The organism is Streptomyces sp. NPDC088923, assembly GCF_044749745.1.
Lineage (GTDB): Bacteria > Actinomycetota > Actinomycetes > Streptomycetales > Streptomycetaceae > Streptomyces.
In genome coordinates this window covers 550,372-564,485 of the sequence record NZ_JBIVIO010000003.1, presented here as the reverse complement: position 1 = coordinate 564,485, position 14,114 = coordinate 550,372, and the positions used below count along the sequence as shown (strand labels likewise).

Sequence of the window (14,114 nt, the reverse complement as noted above, 5' to 3'; positions counted from 1 at the left end):
CTCACGAGTGCACCGCCGTACGCGGCAGATCCTCGGGCAGCACCAGGGTCAGCGCCTCCGGGCCCGGGTCGGCCAGGTCGGCGACGCGTTCGGCGTGCAGTTCGGTCATCCGCTGGAAGACCTGGCGCGCGGTACGGCCGTTGCCGAACCGCTCGGTGCGCTCGACGCCGTCGAAGTAGGCCCTCAGCCCGGCCACCGTCTCCTCGTGCAGCCGATACTGATGGCTGCGGGCCTGGTGCTCGACGATGTGCACCAGGTCGGTCGAGGTGTAGTCGTCGAAGCTGAGGGTGCGGGTGAAGCGGGAGGCCAGCCCGGGGTTGGAGGCGAGGAAACGGTCCATGTCCTCGGGGTACCCGGCCACGATGACGATGACGTCGTCGCGGTGGTCCTCCATCAGCTTGACCAGGGTGGCGACCGCCTCGTGCCCGAAGTCCGAGGGCTGGTTGTGGGGGACGAGCGCGTACGCCTCGTCGACGAAGAGCACCCCGCCGAGCGCGCGCCGGAAGACGGCGGTGGTCTTGGGTGCCGTGTGCCCGACGTACTCCCCGACCAGCGCCCCGCGGTCGGCCTCCACGAGGTGGCCGTGCGCGAGCATTCCGAGCCCGGCGAGCAGTCGCCCGTACAGCCGGGCGACGGTGGTCTTGCCGGTGCCGGGATTCCCTGCGAAGACCAGGTGGCGGCTGAGCGGCGGCGGCTGGAGGCCGGCTTCCTCGCGCTGTTTGACCAGCCGCATCACCTTGGTGAGCGAGGCGATGTCCGCCTTGACGCGTTCCAGGCCGACGAGCCGGTCGAGTTCGGCCAGCAGCGTGGGCAGTGGGTCCTCGGCTGCCTCCGGGACGTCACCGGGGGCGGCTGCCCCGGGCGTGTGCGGTGCGGGAGCGAGGCCGTGCGGACGGGCGGTGGGCGCGCTCTCGTCCTGCGGCATCGACACCGTGTCGACGCCGGTGCTGCGGCACTGTGCGAAGACCGGCGCGGCGGTGTCGTCGGCGGACAGGTCCTCGCCCGAGTCGGCCACCAGGCAGCGCCGGAAGACCGCTTGAACGCGCGGGCCCGCGTACAGTGCCGGGTAGCCCGCGCCGGAGACCTCGCAGTCCTCGAAGAGCCCGGCGGCCGCGTCGTGCAGGTAGACGCCGTTCTTGCCCGCCCCGGCGATCCGCAGCCCGCGCACCCGGGGGCGCGCCCCGGTCCAGACGACCAGTCCACTGCCCCGGGCGCCGGTGACGGCCCCGCCGTCGATCCACGCCTCGCTGTCCTCGTCGAGCCGGACACCGGCCGTGGCGGCGCCGTCGACGGTGCAATCGGCGAGGAGCGCGCCGGTGTTCCGGGCGAGGTGGACGCCGTTGCCGGTGGCGGCGCGCACCTCGCAGCCGTCCAGCAGCGGGCGGTGCCGGGTGTCCAGGCGTACGCCGGTGCCGCAGGCGGCGAGCGTGCAGCCGCGCAGCTCGGCGTCGCCCCCGGCCACGTCGACGCCGCACAGCGCGGCCCGCTCCACGGTGGCGGCCCGCGCGGCGAGCCGGGCGCCGGGCTCGACGCGTATGCCGTGCCGGGCGCCGTCCGCGAGGGTGCAGTCCTGGAGTTCGGCGCGGGTGCCGGCGGCCAGGTGCAGCAGGTCCAGTGTGGTGTGCGAGAGGGTGCACCCCGTGAGGACGGCGGCCGAGGCGTCGCGCAGGTAGACGGCGTTGCCTTCGACACGGGCGAAGGTGCAGCCCGTGGCGCGTACCGCGGCCCGCTCCCCCGCCGCGAGCGCGGTCTCGCCGAGGTCGACGGCGCGCACCCGGTCCAGGACCAGCACGGCGTCACCGACGGCGTGCAGCGCGGCCGAGCCGGTCTCGCCCACCGCGCAGTCGGCGAGCCGGGCATCGGAGGTACCGGCGAGCAGCACGCCCTCACGGCCGGTGCGCAGGATCTCGCACCGCTCCAGCCTGATCCGCGGCTCGGCGCGCCCGGCCGCGGCACCGTCCGGGTCCGCGGCGTTTTCGGCCGGTGCGGTGCCCGGGCCTGGCCCCGCGTGCTCGGCGTGCAGGGCGTGGCCGGCCGCGTCGTACAGGCGGCAGTCGCGCAGCAGCAGCCGCGCCTGCCCGGCGGCTCGGACGGCGTCCTCGCCGCACTCGCCGAGGAAGCTGTGGGCCGCGGTCACCGAGGCGGTGCCGGTGGCGGTGACGGCGCAGCCGGCCGCGCCGACGACGCGGGTGCCGTCGAGTTCGGCGCGGGCCGCGTCGGCGAGGTGCACGCCGTGCCGCCCGGCGGCGTCCACGAGGCATTCACGCATCAGTGCGCTCGCCGTGGAGCCGAGTCGCAGCCCGTCGCCGCCGGAGGCCCGCAGGGTGCAGCCGTGCAGGGCGAGACGCGCGTCGTGCGCGGCCTCCACCGCGCCCTTGGTGACGGTGCAGCCGTGGAGTGCGGTGCGTCCGGCGCGCAGCAGTACGGCGGGGCCGCCGCCTTTGCCCTCGATGTCGAGGTCCCGCAGGACCGGGGCGCCGCCGACGACGCTGATCGCCGGTCCCTGGGCGCTGGTGATACGTACGGTGCCGGGGCCCTTGGCGGCCGTCACCGTCACCTCGCCGTCCAGCACCAGCGATTCGTGATAGGTCCCGGGTGCCACCAGCACCACGGTGCCGGTGCCGGCCTCACGGACGGCGGCGGTGATGCCGCGGTAGGTGCCCCAGCCGCGCTCGGCGACCCGCAGCACTCGGCTCATCGCGGACCGCTCCGCGCCGCGCCGTTCACAGCGAGGTCCCCATCGACTGGAGGTGTCCGAAGAGGCCGAAGACTCCGAGCGCCAGCGGCACGGTGAGCACGGAGAGCAGCAGGCCCAAGGTGCTCATCCAGGCGGGCCGTTCGGCCTCCTCGTCATCGGTGTCTCCGAAGATCCGGGAGGTGCCCCGGGCGAGCACGGCGAGCCCGACCACGATGAGCGCGGCGGGGCCGGTCCACGCGGGGGCCCCGGCCGCGGCGGGGGCGAGGGCAAGGCAGGCACCCAGCCCGGCGGTCCCGGCCACCAGTTGGGGCAGTACGGCGCCGAACGCGTTGAGCAGTCCGGCGCGCAGCAGCAGCGCCAGCCCGGCGGCGGCGCTCAGCGCGAGGGCCCACACCTGGTCGGCGGCGGCCAGCAGCACCAGGGCGGGGACGAGCAGCGTCGCGCACAGCACGGTGAGGCCGATGAGGAGGCGCCGGGCGTCCGCCACGAGCCCGGCGACCTGGCCGTGGGCGCTGTCGCCGCCCTGCCCGCCGTCCAGGGCGGTGCCGGAGAGCGCGATCAGGTGGCCGGTGGCGGTGGGCGCGACCGCGAGGACGCCGAGCAGGACGACGACGACCACGGCGGCGCTCTCCAGCAGCCCGGCGCCGGAGAGCGCCAGGGCGGCCGTCACCGGTACGCAGAGCGCGGTCAGGGCGAGGACGGCGGTGGTGAGCGGGTGCGGTACGGCGGCGCGCGCGGCGACCGCGCCGAGCAGCGCGCCGATGCCGCCCGCCACCAGGAGCGCGGGGGTGTCGGTGCGGGCGGTGGGCAGGGCGAGCGCGGCGGCGGCGCACAGCGGCACCGCGGCGAGCGCGGCCGTCAGCCGAAGGCCGGCGGGCAGGCTCCAGCCGCGCCGGGTGGCGTGCGCGGCGAGCAGGGCGAGGCAGATGCCGGCGATCAGGGCGCCGAACCCGGCGAGCGGGCGGCCTGGGCCGGGACCGTCGAGTTGGGCGAACGCCCCCACCAGGACGGCGATCCCGGCGACCACGGAGCTACGGGCGCGGGCGGTGGCGTCCCAGACCCGGCCGGTCCGGTTGGCGGAGCCGATCTCCTCCGCCAGGTCGGCGACCTCGGCCTCGTCGTGCTCGCCCGCGGCGAAATCGCGCAGGTAGAGGGTGGCACCGTCGACCACACCGGATTCGGCGAGCGAGGTCTCGGGGGCGAAGGCGCGGGAGCCGGGGAGCGCGAGCGACCAGGCGGGCGGGAAGGTGTCGTCGGCGGTGCTCTGCCCGCAGGCCCGCAGAAGCATCGGGGTGTACTCGGCGATCGCCGCGTGGGCGGGCACCGACAGGTCGATCCTGCGGTGCTCGCCCACGATCGTCACGCGGCAGCGCTCGTCTTCCACTGCTGGCACGGGTGGTTCCTTCCGATGACTCGTACGGGTTGTCCACCGGGTGGTACGGCGGAGGGTGCGCCCGGCGGGACGAGGCGCGCACGTGTGAGGCAGGCCCGGGAGTCCGGGGCGGGGACAGGGTTCTCCGGTACGGCCCGGTGGGATGCCGGGTGTGTGCGGCAGAGCGACCAATCTAGCGCAACACGCGGGGCCGCGGCACACCCCGATGCACACGTGGACGAGAAACCTGACGACCCGTCGGGGCTCACCGCCCACGCCCGGCCGTGTTTCCGTGCCGAGGCCCGTGGCCGGGCTCCGGTGTCAGTCGAGCAGATCCCGGAACCGGGCGCGGTAGCGGGCCACCACGGTGTCCTGGGCATCGCGTACCGCTGCCAGCACGGTGGCGGCGAGGGTGTGGGTGTCCGCCGGGTCCGCGAGGAGCGCGGAGATCCGCAGGTGCTGGAGTTCCCCGACCGCGTTGACCTCGGCCCGTACGAGTCCGCCACCGGCACTGCCGGTGGCGCCTTCCGTGGAGCGGCCGGTGTGCGCGGTCACGAGTCTGCCGCGCAGTTCCTCCATCCGTTCCAGAACGCTGTCCAGGTCGGGTTCTTCGGTCATGGCGACTCCGGTCGCGAGGGGGCGGTGCTGGGTGGGGTGCGGGGGTGCGAGGACGTGGGGATGCGGGTGCGGGCCGGTCGCGGGGCGGCCGGCCCGCTGCCTCAGCCCAGGCCCCACTTCTGGTTGGGGGAGCCCGCGCAGCTCCACAGCTGCAGGCGGGTTCCGTTGGCGCTCTTCTTGTCGGTGACGTCCACGCAGTGGCTGGCGTGGGTGAGGTCGTCGGAGCCGTTCAGGTTGAACCGCTGCGCATAGCCGCCGTCGCAGGTGGCGATCTGGATCGCCGTACCGTCGGCGGTCGATCCGCCCGCGACCTGCATGCACTTGCCGGCCGAGCGGACGGAGCCGTCGCTGTAGAAGGTCCACTTCTGCCAGGCGTCGCCGGAGCAGTCCCACAGCTGGAGCGGGGTGCCGGAGGCGGTGTCGCCGTCCACGACGTCGATGCAGCGGTGCGACTGGAAGCCCACGATGCGGCCGGACTTGACCACGGTGGGTGCGGCGGTCGACCGGGACGAGGAGGAACCGGAGGACGAGGAGCCGGACGAGGAGGACGAGCCGGAGGACGACGTCTTGCCCTTCGCGGAGGAACCGCCGGAGGAGGACGTCGCCCCCTCCCCGCTGGAGGAGCCCCCGTCCGAGGAGGACGAGGAGCCCTTCCCCGCCGAGGAGCCGCCTGAGGAGGACGAGGAGCCCTTCCCGGAGGTGCCGTCCGCCGCCGGGCCGCCCAGGGCGGTGTCCGCTCCCCCGTCGGCCGCGGTCCCGTTTCCGGCGCTCTTCACGTGTGTCGTACCGGCTTTGGCACCGGCGCTGGGCGAGCCGGGGCGCTCACTGGCGTGCTCGCCACCCGCGGTGGCCACCACCTTCGTGGGCTTGGCGCTGTCGCCGGGGTCCTTCCGCATCGTGGACAGCACTCCGTAGCCGATCGAGGCGGCCGCGACCAGCGCGACCACGGCGGCGACGACCACGAGCCGGGAGGCCACGTGCGGCCGGTCGCGTTCACCGGCCCGGCGGGAAGTCGCGGCGAAGCTGCTCGCGAATCCAGGCAGTCCCGGTCCCCGCGGTTTCGTGGGATCTGAGTCCCCCATGGAGGGTCCTTTCACAGTTCGAGGTGTGCGGCCGCATCCGGCCGTAAGCACACATGGAAGCGGACAGCGCTACGGTACGTGTGAGATAGTGCCACGCGACGGACCGGAGCCGCGTCCAGTGCCGGTACAGCACACATATGATGCCCCGTCCGAGGGCACCCGCTCCCACGGCGCTGCTCCGGAAACATATCCCGGTGTGCGCACGCACACCTCGACGGAAGGCTGCCACTGTGTCCGTGACACGGGACGGAATCGTCTACAACGTGGACCCAGCCGTCATGGACGACTCGGTCAAGCAGACGTACGCCACCGCCGAGGACGTCCAGGCGCATCTGAGCGAACTGAAGAACTACGTCATCGGCCTGGAGGACGCCTGGCGCGGGATCGCCGCCGCCCGCTTCCAGGAACTGATGCAGGACTACGACGCCAACGCCCAGAAGCTCCACCAGGCGCTGGTGGCGATCGCCGACGGGCTCGGCGGCACCAGCGACAACTACCAGCGGGCCGAGCACGCGGCGCAGGCCAACGTCTCCCGGATCAGCTTGCCCCCGGCCAGGCTGAACTGACGGCTGGCCCGCCCTCGTCCACCGCTTCGGTGGCACCCGCCGCGCCCCGCGCCCGGCGGGCCCTTCCCGCTCTCCAGGAGGCGTACCGCCCATGCCGGACCTCGCAGGATCGAACATCTTCGTCGCCGGCCGGCTCGAAGAAGCCGGACCCCAGCTGAACAAGCGGGCCGCCGAGATCGAGGCGGAGCTGGACGCGCTGCGCAAGAAGCTCCAGCCGCTCATCGACACCTGGATCGCCCAGTCCTCGACCGAGTACCAGATGCACATGCGCGACTGGGACACCGCGGCGATCGCGCTGTTGGGCAGCGAGGCGGAGGGCGGCGTGCTGGGCACCATCGCCGCGATGATGCGCGTCAACTGGGGCAACTACGTGGACGCCGAGGAGGCCAGCGTCAAGACCTGGCACTACCAGTGAGCACTCGCGCGGCTCACGTATGCCGGGGCCCTCGCAGGAACCCTCTTCCTCGCGCGCACAGCTGACAGATGTGCGCCGCGCACCCGTACGGCCCGTGCCCTCCTCCCGTGGGCACGGGCCGTACGGCGCTCGCGCGGGCCAGGCGACGCGGATACCCGGCCGCCAAACCGGGGCGGCGGACACCGGCCTGGTGCCGGCGGTCAGCGCGCCGGAGCGTCGAACCGCGGTTCCGTCGTGAGCAGGTGGGACACGTCCGAGCCCACCGCCAGTTCCCGGGGCGCCGCCTCCCGCGTGAACAGCCGGGCGGGGCGGGCGCCCTCGACGCGGGCCGCCTCGCCCTCGACACGCAGCCAGGAACCCTCGCGCAGGCCGAGGACCGGGACATCGTTCTCCTCCAGGAACTCGGTGAGCCGTTCCTCGCGGGTCTCGCCCTTGTGGGTGCTGGCGGGGTCCGGGTCCAGGTAGTGCGGGTTGATCTGGAACGGCACGAGGCCCAGCGTCTCGAAGGAGGGCGGCTGCACGATGGGCATGTCGTTGGTGGTCCGCAGGGTGGGCGCCGCCATGTTGGTCCCGGCGCTGGCACCCATGTACGGCAGCCCGGAAGCCACGGCGCCCGCCACGGCCTCGCGCAGCCCGGTCCGGTGGAGGGCACTGAGCAGCCGGAAGGAGTTGCCGCCGCCGATGAACACGGCGTCGGCTGCCTCCAGCGCGGCGACCGGGTCGGTGTGCTCGTGGACACCGTGCACCGTGATCCCGGCGGGCTCCAGGGCGCCGCGGACGCGTGCGGTGTACGTGTCGTGGTCGGCGAGCGCGTACGGCACGAAGGCGAGCCGGGCTCCGGCGGGCAGGAACGCGGTGACGGTGTCGAGGGCGTGTTCCAGGTAACCGCGGCCGTACTGGGTGGAGTTGGAGAGCAGGAGCAGATTCACGGGGGCACTTCCTCGGGGTTGTTCGGTCAGGGCGTGGTGGTGCGGCGGGGCTTGGGTTTCGGGCGCTGCGGCGGGTGGGTGAGGCGCTTCTCCAGGAGTGCGGCGGCGTGCCGCAGCGGTTCGAGGCGGTTCTCGGGAGCCCCGTCGAACCGCTCCTCGGCGCCGCCGAGGCTCAGGCTTCCGTACGGTTCGCGGCCCAGGAAGACGGGTACGGCTACGGTCGCGATGCCGGTGTCGTACTCCCCGACCGTCCAGGCGTAGCCCTGGGCGCGGACCTTCAGGAGCTCCTGCTCCAGCGCGTCCGGGTCGGTGACGGTCCGGTCGGTGAAGCGGGCCATCGGACGGCCGCGGAAAAGCCGGTGGCGCTGCTCGTCCGGCAGGTAGGCGTAGAAGGACTTGGAGGTGGCCCCGGCGTGCGCCGGGTAGAGCTCGCCGATGAGCGGGTGGTAGCGCAGCGGTCCCGCCTCGCCCTCCTCGGCGGCCACGCATCGCATGTGGAAGCTGTCGGGCAGGCAGAACAGCACGGTGTCGCCCGTGACCCGGCGCAACTCCTCTAGGACCGGCCCGGCCAGCAGTTCCAGTGAGCCCGAGCGCTCCCAGAGGCGGCCCAGACGCAGCACGGCGGGGCCGATGCGGTAGCGGCGGGTGACGGGGTCGGAGACCAGGAAGCCGCGCCCGGCGAGGGTGGCGAGCAGCCGCTGGGCCACGGAGGTGTCCCAGCCGAACTCCGCCGCGACCTCCGTCACGCCCCAGTCGGGCCGGGTCCGCTCGAACGCGAGCAGCACGAGCAGCGCCCGGTCCACGGTCTGGAGCGCCCCGGCGGGCGTCCGCCGGTCCACCTCGAACTCCGCCATAGCCATCTCACCATTCAGACTCTCGGGCAACCGAGTTGCAGATAACGGGAAATTATTGCGCTCAACGCTATCCGATCCCGAATCTGCTCTCAGCACCCCGCCCTGGGCGCGGTTCTCCGGCGGGCTCCGGAGGGGTGTGACGATTGCGCGAGAAAGGCCCCCTCATGTTGAAGTACGTACTGGACCTCGTCGAGCTGCTCGACGACCCCCGGGTCAACGGCAAGACGGTCGTCGAGTACCTGGACGCCGCGGCGGGGGCCGAGGGCTCGTCCGCCCAGGTCACCACGGTCACCGGTGAGCGGGGCTCGACGGACTTCGTGTCGGTGCGCATCCCCGGTTCCCGGGGCCGCACGGCCCGGGGCGACGCCCGCACCCTGGGCGTCGTCGGCCGGCTCGGCGGCATCGGCGCCCGGCCCGAGGTGACCGGCCTGGTCTCCGACGCGGACGGAGCCGTCTCGGCGCTCGCCGCCGCGGCCAAGCTGCTCGACATGCGCCGTCGGGGCGATGTGCTGCCCGGTGACGTGATCATCGCCACCCACATCTGCCCGGACGCCCCGACCGAGCCGCACGATCCGGTGCCGTTCATGGGCTCGCCGGTGGACATCGCCACGATGAACCGGCACGAGGTGAGCGACGAGATGGAGGCCGTACTCTCCATCGACACCACCAAGGGCAACCGCGTCATCAACCACAAGGGCCTGGCCCTGTCGCCCACCGTCAAGGAGGGCTGGGTGCTCCGCGTGAGCGAGCAGCTCGGGGAGCTGCTGGCCGTGGTGACCGGTGAGCCGTTGGTCACGTACCCGGTGACCACCCAGGACATCACCCCGTACGGTAATGGTGCACACCACATCAATTCGATCCTCCAGCCCTCCACCGCGACGGCTGCCCCCGTGATCGGTCTGGCCATCACCTCGGCCGCGGCGGTACCCGGCTGCGGAACCGGAGCGAGTCACGAGAGCGACATCGCGTCCGCCGCCCGCTACGCCGTCGAGGTCGCCAAGGCCTACGGCGACGGTCGGCTGGACTTCCACGACGCGGTCGAGTTCGACAACCTCGTCAGCCGCTACGGCTCGCTGACCCACCTGCAGTCCTTCGGTCGTACACCCCGGGAGTCCTGATGGCAGCCACCCCGCAGTCCGGTGCCGTCGCGCCCGCGCCCAAGAGCATCGGCAGCGACGACTACTCGCTCTCGCGCGTCCCGCGCGACAAGCGGTTCGGCTTCTGGACGATGCTCCTCCAGTGGCTGGCCCAGTCCGGTTCGATCTCGCAGTTCACGCTCGGCGCCACCATCGGCGTCGGGATGACCTTCGGGGGCGCGTTCCTGGCGTTCACGCTGGGCGCGGTGATCCTGGAGGTGGTGATCTTCGCGATCGGCCTGGCCGGGATGCGCGAGGGTCTGGCCACCCCGATGCTCACCCGCTGGGTGGGCTTCGGCCGCAACGGCTCGGCGCTGGTCAGCTTCGTGATCGCGGTCAGCCTGGTCGGCTGGTTCGGCGTGCAGAACAAGATCTTCGGCGACAGCGTCTCGGCGCTCGTCGGCGGGCCGTCCTGGATGTGGTGCGTGCTCGCGGGCATCGCCATCACGGCCCTGGTGATCTTCGGGTTCAAGTACATGGCGAACTTCGCGAAGGTGGTCACCCCGCTGTTCTTCGCCATGGTCGCCTTCTCCGTGATCCGGACCCTGAACGACCACTCGCTGAGCGATCTGGTCCACTCGCCGCCGCCGGGCGACACGATGCCGCTGGCCGTCGCCGCCACCGCCATCGCCGGCGGCTACATGACGGGCGCGATCGTCTCCCCGGAGATGACCCGCTACAACCGCAAGAGCTCGCACGTCTTCCTTCAGAGCGCCTCGTCGATGATCCTCTCCGAGTACATCGTCGGCCTGACCGGTGTACTCCTGGGCCACCTGGTCAAGAGCAGCGAGGTCTCGCACATCGTGCTCTCCACCTCCGGCGCCTTCGGGGTCCTCGTCGTCCTGATGTCCACGGCGAAGATCAATGACTGGAACCTGTACGGCTCCTCGCTCGGCGTCGTCAACTTCTTCCAGGTCGTCTTCGACAAGCGGGTGCACCGCAGCGCGGTCACCGTCGTCCTCGGCCTCGCGGGCACCGTCCTGTCGGCCGTCGGGATCATGAGCCACTTCACCGAGTTCCTCACGATCCTCGGCGTCGCCATCCCGCCGATCGGCGGGATCATCGTTGCCGAGTACTGGGTCGTCAAGCGGATGCGCAAGCCGCTGGACGAGACCCGGGAGTCCGAGACCCTGCCGGCGCACTCCCCGACCTGGGTGCCGGTGTCGATCGCCATCTGGATCGCCGCGTTCTGCGTCGGCAAGTTCTACGACGGCGGCATCCCGGCCCTGAACTCGCTGGCCACCGCCTTCGTCCTGTACAGCGCCCTGGGCCTGCTGGGCTGGATCAAGCCCTACGGCGTCTCCGTCCTCGCCGACGAGCAGGACTCCACGGCCCCGGCCGCCCGTACCACCACCCCTGTGGGAGCAGCATGAGCACCGCACCCGAAACCGCGCCGGTCCCGGCCTCCGAGGAGGCCCAGGACGAGGTGATCGCCCTGTGCGCCGAGCTGATCAGGTTCGACACCTCCAACCCGACGAGCGACGAGCGGGCGAGCGCCGAGTGGGTCGTGGCCCGCCTCGCGGAGGCGGGCATCGACTCGGAACTGATCGAGTCGGCGCCGGGACGGGCCAGCGTCATCGCCCGGATCGCCGGCCGCGACCCGGACCGCGGCGCCCTGCTGGTCCACGGCCACCTGGACGTGGTCCCGGCGGACGCCTCCGAGTGGCAGGTGCCGCCCTTCTCCGGCGAGATCCGCGACGGCTACCTCTGGGGCCGGGGCGCGATCGACATGAAGGACACCGTGGCGGTGATGCTCGCCACCGCCCGGCACCTCGCCCGCACCGGTACGAAGCCCTCGCGCGACCTGGTCCTCGCCTTCCTCGCGGACGAGGAGGCGGGCGGCAAATTCGGCGCCCACTGGCTCGTCGAACACCGCCCGGAGCTGTTCGCCGGGGTGACCGAGGCGATCGGTGAGGGCGGCGGGTTCTCCTTCGCGATCGACGACACCCGTCGGCTCTACCCGATCGAGAACGCCCAGCGCGGCATGGCCTGGATGGAGCTCACCGCCACCGGCCGGGCCGGCCACGGCTCCTCCCCCAACGACGAGAACGCGGTCACCGACCTCGCGGAGTCACTGACCCGGATCGGCCGCGAGACCTTCCCGATCCGGCTGATCGAGCCGGTCCGCGCGCTGCTGGAGGAGGCCGCCCGGCTCTACGGCGTCGAGTTCGACGAGGACGACATCGACGGCAGCCTCGCCCGGCTGGGCCCGGTCGCGGACTTCATGCAGGTGGTCCTGCGCAACTCGGCGAACCCGACGATGTTCGCCGCCGGGTACCAGACCAACGTAATCCCAGGGAAGGCCACCGCCCGCGTGGACGGGCGCTTCCTGCCCGGCCACGAGCAGGAGCTGATCGACACCATCGACCGGCTGCTGCTGCCCTCCGTCAGCCGGGAGTGGGTCAACCACGACATCGCGATGGAGACCACGTTCGACGGCCCGCTCGTCGACGCCATGTGCGCGGCGGTGCGCGCCGAGGACCCGGACGGCCACCCGGTGCCGTACTGCAACCCCGGCGGCACGGACGCCAAGGCCTTCACCCACCTCGGCATCCGCTGCTTCGGCTTCAAGGGCCTGAAGCTCCCGCACGATCTGGACTACGGCCGCCTCTTCCACGGCGTGGACGAGCGGGTCCCACTGGAGGGCCTGCGTTTCGGCGTCCGCGTCATGACCCGCCTCTGGCAGAGCTGCTGACCCGGCCCGCGCTCGGTCTGACGCTGCTGGAGGCCTGCCCCGCCGCCGCGGGTGGCAACCCTCACCGGCGGTCGCCCGCAGGCTCCAGCGCGTCTTCCGCACCTCCGCACGGGTCAGCGTCCGCTACGCCTCGGACTCGCGGTGGTTCCACGGGCATTCATTCCTGACGAGATGGCTGTTCGCGGCAGCCGGTCCGGGCGGACAGGATGGTTCCAGTCGACCCTTCGTGGACGGTTGTCCATCGAAGGCCGGGGCCGCGTCCGCGCCACGGCCACGGCCCCGGCGTCCGGCGTCCGGCGTCCGCGTCCGGAAGGCTCACGCGGTCTTGGCCCGGGACCCGTCTCCCGCTATGGTCCGAGCGACAACGTTGCCAAGCGGGTACGGTCCCGCGCTCGTGCGGTGCCGCCCCACCTCTGTGGAGGTGCCTCATGCTGGATGGTCCGCGCTCCGAGATCCGCTTCCTCGCCCGAGGGTCCGCACGCGTGTGGTGGGCCGTCGCGGCGGCACTGGCCCTCGCCGTGCCCGCGACGGCCGCTCACGCCGCGCCGCCCTCCGACCAGGGGACCTCGGCGGTCGCCGCCTCGGGACTCGATTACGTGGCGATCGGCAGTTCCTTCGCCGCCGGGCCCGGTATCCCGCCGGCGCAATCGGGCGGCGGAGCCGCGGCCTGTGCCAGGTCGGCCGGCAATTACCCCGCCATCGTCGCCCGCGAGACCGGGGCGAACCTGACGGATGTCTCGTGCAGCGGCGCGACCACCGCCAACGTCCTGACGACCGGCCAGGCCGGTCAGCCGCCGCAGATCGAGGCCGTGACCCCCGCGACCCGCGCGGTCACGATCACGATCGGCGGCAATGACGTCAACTACTTGGGCAGCATCAACGCCTACTCCTGCCGGACCAGCGGCGGCAGCGACTGCGGCACCGTCGACCAGGGCGCGATCAACCGGACCTTCCCCGAACTGGCCGGGCGGATCGAGAACATCGTGGACCGCGTACACAGCGCGGCACCGCAAGCGCACGTCTACCTGGTGAACTACTTCACCATCCTGCCGGACTCCAAGGTGTGCGCCGACGCTCCTCTGACCGACGACCAGGCGGTGTTCGAGCGCGGCATCGCCACACGCCTGGCGGACGCCACCGCCACCGCCGCGAGCGCCACGGGTGCGACCCTCGTCGATCTGGCGTCCGCCAGCCACGGACACGACGCGTGCGCCGCGAGTCCGTGGGTGGAGACGTACCGTCCGGCCGGGGGCCGCTCCACGTACCACCCCAACGAGGCGGGGATGAGGGCGGCGGCCTCGCTCGTGGAGTCCGCTCTGGAGTCCCAGGGCCAGGCGAGGACCGACACGTTCCGCTCGGGGGTCACGGGCAAGTGCGTCGACGTACGCAACTCCGGCACCGCCAACGGCACGCCGGTGCAGCTGTACGGCTGCAACGGTACGGCCGCGCAGCGGTGGACCCACGTTCCCGACGCGGGCGGCGCGCTGCGGGCCCTGGGCGGCTGCCTCGACGTGAGCGGCAGCGGGACGGCGAACGGGACCAAGGTCCAGCTCTGGCAGTGCAACGGCTCCGGCGCGCAGCGCTGGGTGACCGGGCCCAACTCCTCGCTGATCAACCCGCAGTCGGGCCGGTGCCTGGACGACCCCGGAAGCTCCACCGCCGACGGGACTCAGCTCCAGATCTGGGACTGCAACGGTACGGCCGCGCAGCGGTGGACCGCGGCGGGCGGAGCTCAGTAGCCGAGCGCAC

At 72.7% G+C, this 14,114-nt stretch carries 12 protein-coding genes; 6 read left to right on the top strand and 6 right to left on the bottom strand.

From position 1 onward, the window contains the following. Window position 1: 1 nt before the first annotated feature. From ACIP4O_RS18030 to ACIP4O_RS18015, 4 genes are all read right to left on the bottom strand, one after another. Entirely contained in the window at window positions 2-2,698 is a 2,697-nt protein-coding gene (locus ACIP4O_RS18030) for a right-handed parallel beta-helix repeat-containing protein (RefSeq protein WP_401575459.1), read from the bottom strand. 25 nt (window positions 2,699-2,723) lie between these two features. Continuing rightward, complete coding sequence (locus ACIP4O_RS18025; protein ID WP_401575458.1) at window positions 2,724-4,091, bottom strand: EsaB/YukD family protein; 1,368 nt, start codon at window positions 4,089-4,091, stop codon at window positions 2,724-2,726. 300 nt (window positions 4,092-4,391) lie between these two features. After that, window positions 4,392-4,688, bottom strand: a complete 297-nt coding sequence (locus ACIP4O_RS18020) for a YbaB/EbfC family nucleoid-associated protein (RefSeq protein WP_401575457.1) — start codon at window positions 4,686-4,688, stop codon at window positions 4,392-4,394. Between the two features lie 101 nt (window positions 4,689-4,789). Further along, window positions 4,790-5,770: a ricin-type beta-trefoil lectin domain protein gene (locus ACIP4O_RS18015; protein WP_401575456.1), complete on the bottom strand. Its 981-nt coding sequence runs from the start codon at window positions 5,768-5,770 to the stop codon at window positions 4,790-4,792. A gap of 236 nt (window positions 5,771-6,006) precedes the next feature. Here ACIP4O_RS18015 and ACIP4O_RS18010 point away from each other — a divergent pair, with 236 nt between their 5' ends. Together ACIP4O_RS18010 and ACIP4O_RS18005 are read left to right on the top strand one after the other, a co-directional pair. Then, window positions 6,007-6,336, top strand: a complete 330-nt coding sequence (locus ACIP4O_RS18010) for a WXG100 family type VII secretion target (RefSeq protein ID WP_401575455.1) — start codon at window positions 6,007-6,009, stop codon at window positions 6,334-6,336. A gap of 91 nt (window positions 6,337-6,427) precedes the next feature. Then, on the top strand, window positions 6,428-6,751 hold the full coding sequence (locus tag ACIP4O_RS18005; RefSeq protein ID WP_401575454.1) for a WXG100 family type VII secretion target: 324 nt from the start codon (window positions 6,428-6,430) through the stop codon (window positions 6,749-6,751). A gap of 200 nt (window positions 6,752-6,951) precedes the next feature. On the opposite strand, the gene pepE is transcribed toward ACIP4O_RS18005, so the two are convergent. Beyond that, a complete protein-coding gene (gene pepE, locus ACIP4O_RS18000) occupies window positions 6,952-7,680 on the bottom strand; it encodes a dipeptidase PepE (RefSeq protein WP_401575453.1) in 729 nt (242 codons plus the stop codon). A gap of 26 nt (window positions 7,681-7,706) precedes the next feature. Then, on the bottom strand, window positions 7,707-8,540 hold the full coding sequence (locus ACIP4O_RS17995) for an IclR family transcriptional regulator (RefSeq protein ID WP_361324925.1): 834 nt from the start codon (window positions 8,538-8,540) through the stop codon (window positions 7,707-7,709). Between the two features lie 158 nt (window positions 8,541-8,698). On the opposite strand from ACIP4O_RS17995, the gene ACIP4O_RS17990 reads away from it, so the two are divergent. The 4 genes from ACIP4O_RS17990 (at window position 8,699) to ACIP4O_RS17975 (ending at window position 14,104) form a co-directional block, all read left to right on the top strand. Beyond that, window positions 8,699-9,652 (top strand): DUF1177 domain-containing protein, encoded by a 954-nt coding sequence (locus tag ACIP4O_RS17990; protein ID WP_401575452.1) that lies wholly within the window; start codon window positions 8,699-8,701, stop codon window positions 9,650-9,652. Beyond that, complete coding sequence (locus ACIP4O_RS17985) at window positions 9,652-11,043, top strand: cytosine permease (protein WP_401575451.1); 1,392 nt, start codon at window positions 9,652-9,654, stop codon at window positions 11,041-11,043. Before ACIP4O_RS17990 ends, ACIP4O_RS17985 begins: the two co-directional genes overlap by 1 nt. Beyond that, window positions 11,040-12,365, top strand: coding sequence for a M20/M25/M40 family metallo-hydrolase (locus ACIP4O_RS17980; protein WP_401575450.1), 1,326 nt, complete (start codon window positions 11,040-11,042; stop codon window positions 12,363-12,365). Before ACIP4O_RS17985 ends, ACIP4O_RS17980 begins: the two co-directional genes overlap by 4 nt. A 428-nt stretch (window positions 12,366-12,793) precedes the next feature. Further along, window positions 12,794-14,104, top strand: coding sequence for a ricin-type beta-trefoil lectin domain protein (locus ACIP4O_RS17975; protein ID WP_401575449.1), 1,311 nt, complete (start codon window positions 12,794-12,796; stop codon window positions 14,102-14,104). Window positions 14,105-14,114: the final 10 nt, after the last annotated feature.

Bases quoted from the DNA above. Each gene is read 5' to 3' on its own strand.
- ACIP4O_RS17975 (WP_401575449.1), top strand. From the start codon at position 12,794: ATGCTGGATGGTCCGCGCTCCGAGATCCGCTTCCTCGCCCGAGGGTCC.
- ACIP4O_RS18020 (WP_401575457.1), bottom strand. From the start codon at position 4,688: ATGACCGAAGAACCCGACCTGGACAGCGTTCTGGAACGGATGGAGGAA.
- ACIP4O_RS18005 (WP_401575454.1), top strand. From the start codon at position 6,428: ATGCCGGACCTCGCAGGATCGAACATCTTCGTCGCCGGCCGGCTCGAA.
- ACIP4O_RS17995 (WP_361324925.1), bottom strand. From the start codon at position 8,540: ATGGCTATGGCGGAGTTCGAGGTGGACCGGCGGACGCCCGCCGGGGCG.
- ACIP4O_RS18030 (WP_401575459.1), bottom strand. From the start codon at position 2,698: ATGAGCCGAGTGCTGCGGGTCGCCGAGCGCGGCTGGGGCACCTACCGC.
- ACIP4O_RS18015 (WP_401575456.1), bottom strand. From the start codon at position 5,770: ATGGGGGACTCAGATCCCACGAAACCGCGGGGACCGGGACTGCCTGGA.
- ACIP4O_RS17990 (WP_401575452.1), top strand. From the start codon at position 8,699: ATGTTGAAGTACGTACTGGACCTCGTCGAGCTGCTCGACGACCCCCGG.
- ACIP4O_RS17985 (WP_401575451.1), top strand. From the start codon at position 9,652: ATGGCAGCCACCCCGCAGTCCGGTGCCGTCGCGCCCGCGCCCAAGAGC.
- ACIP4O_RS17980 (WP_401575450.1), top strand. From the start codon at position 11,040: ATGAGCACCGCACCCGAAACCGCGCCGGTCCCGGCCTCCGAGGAGGCC.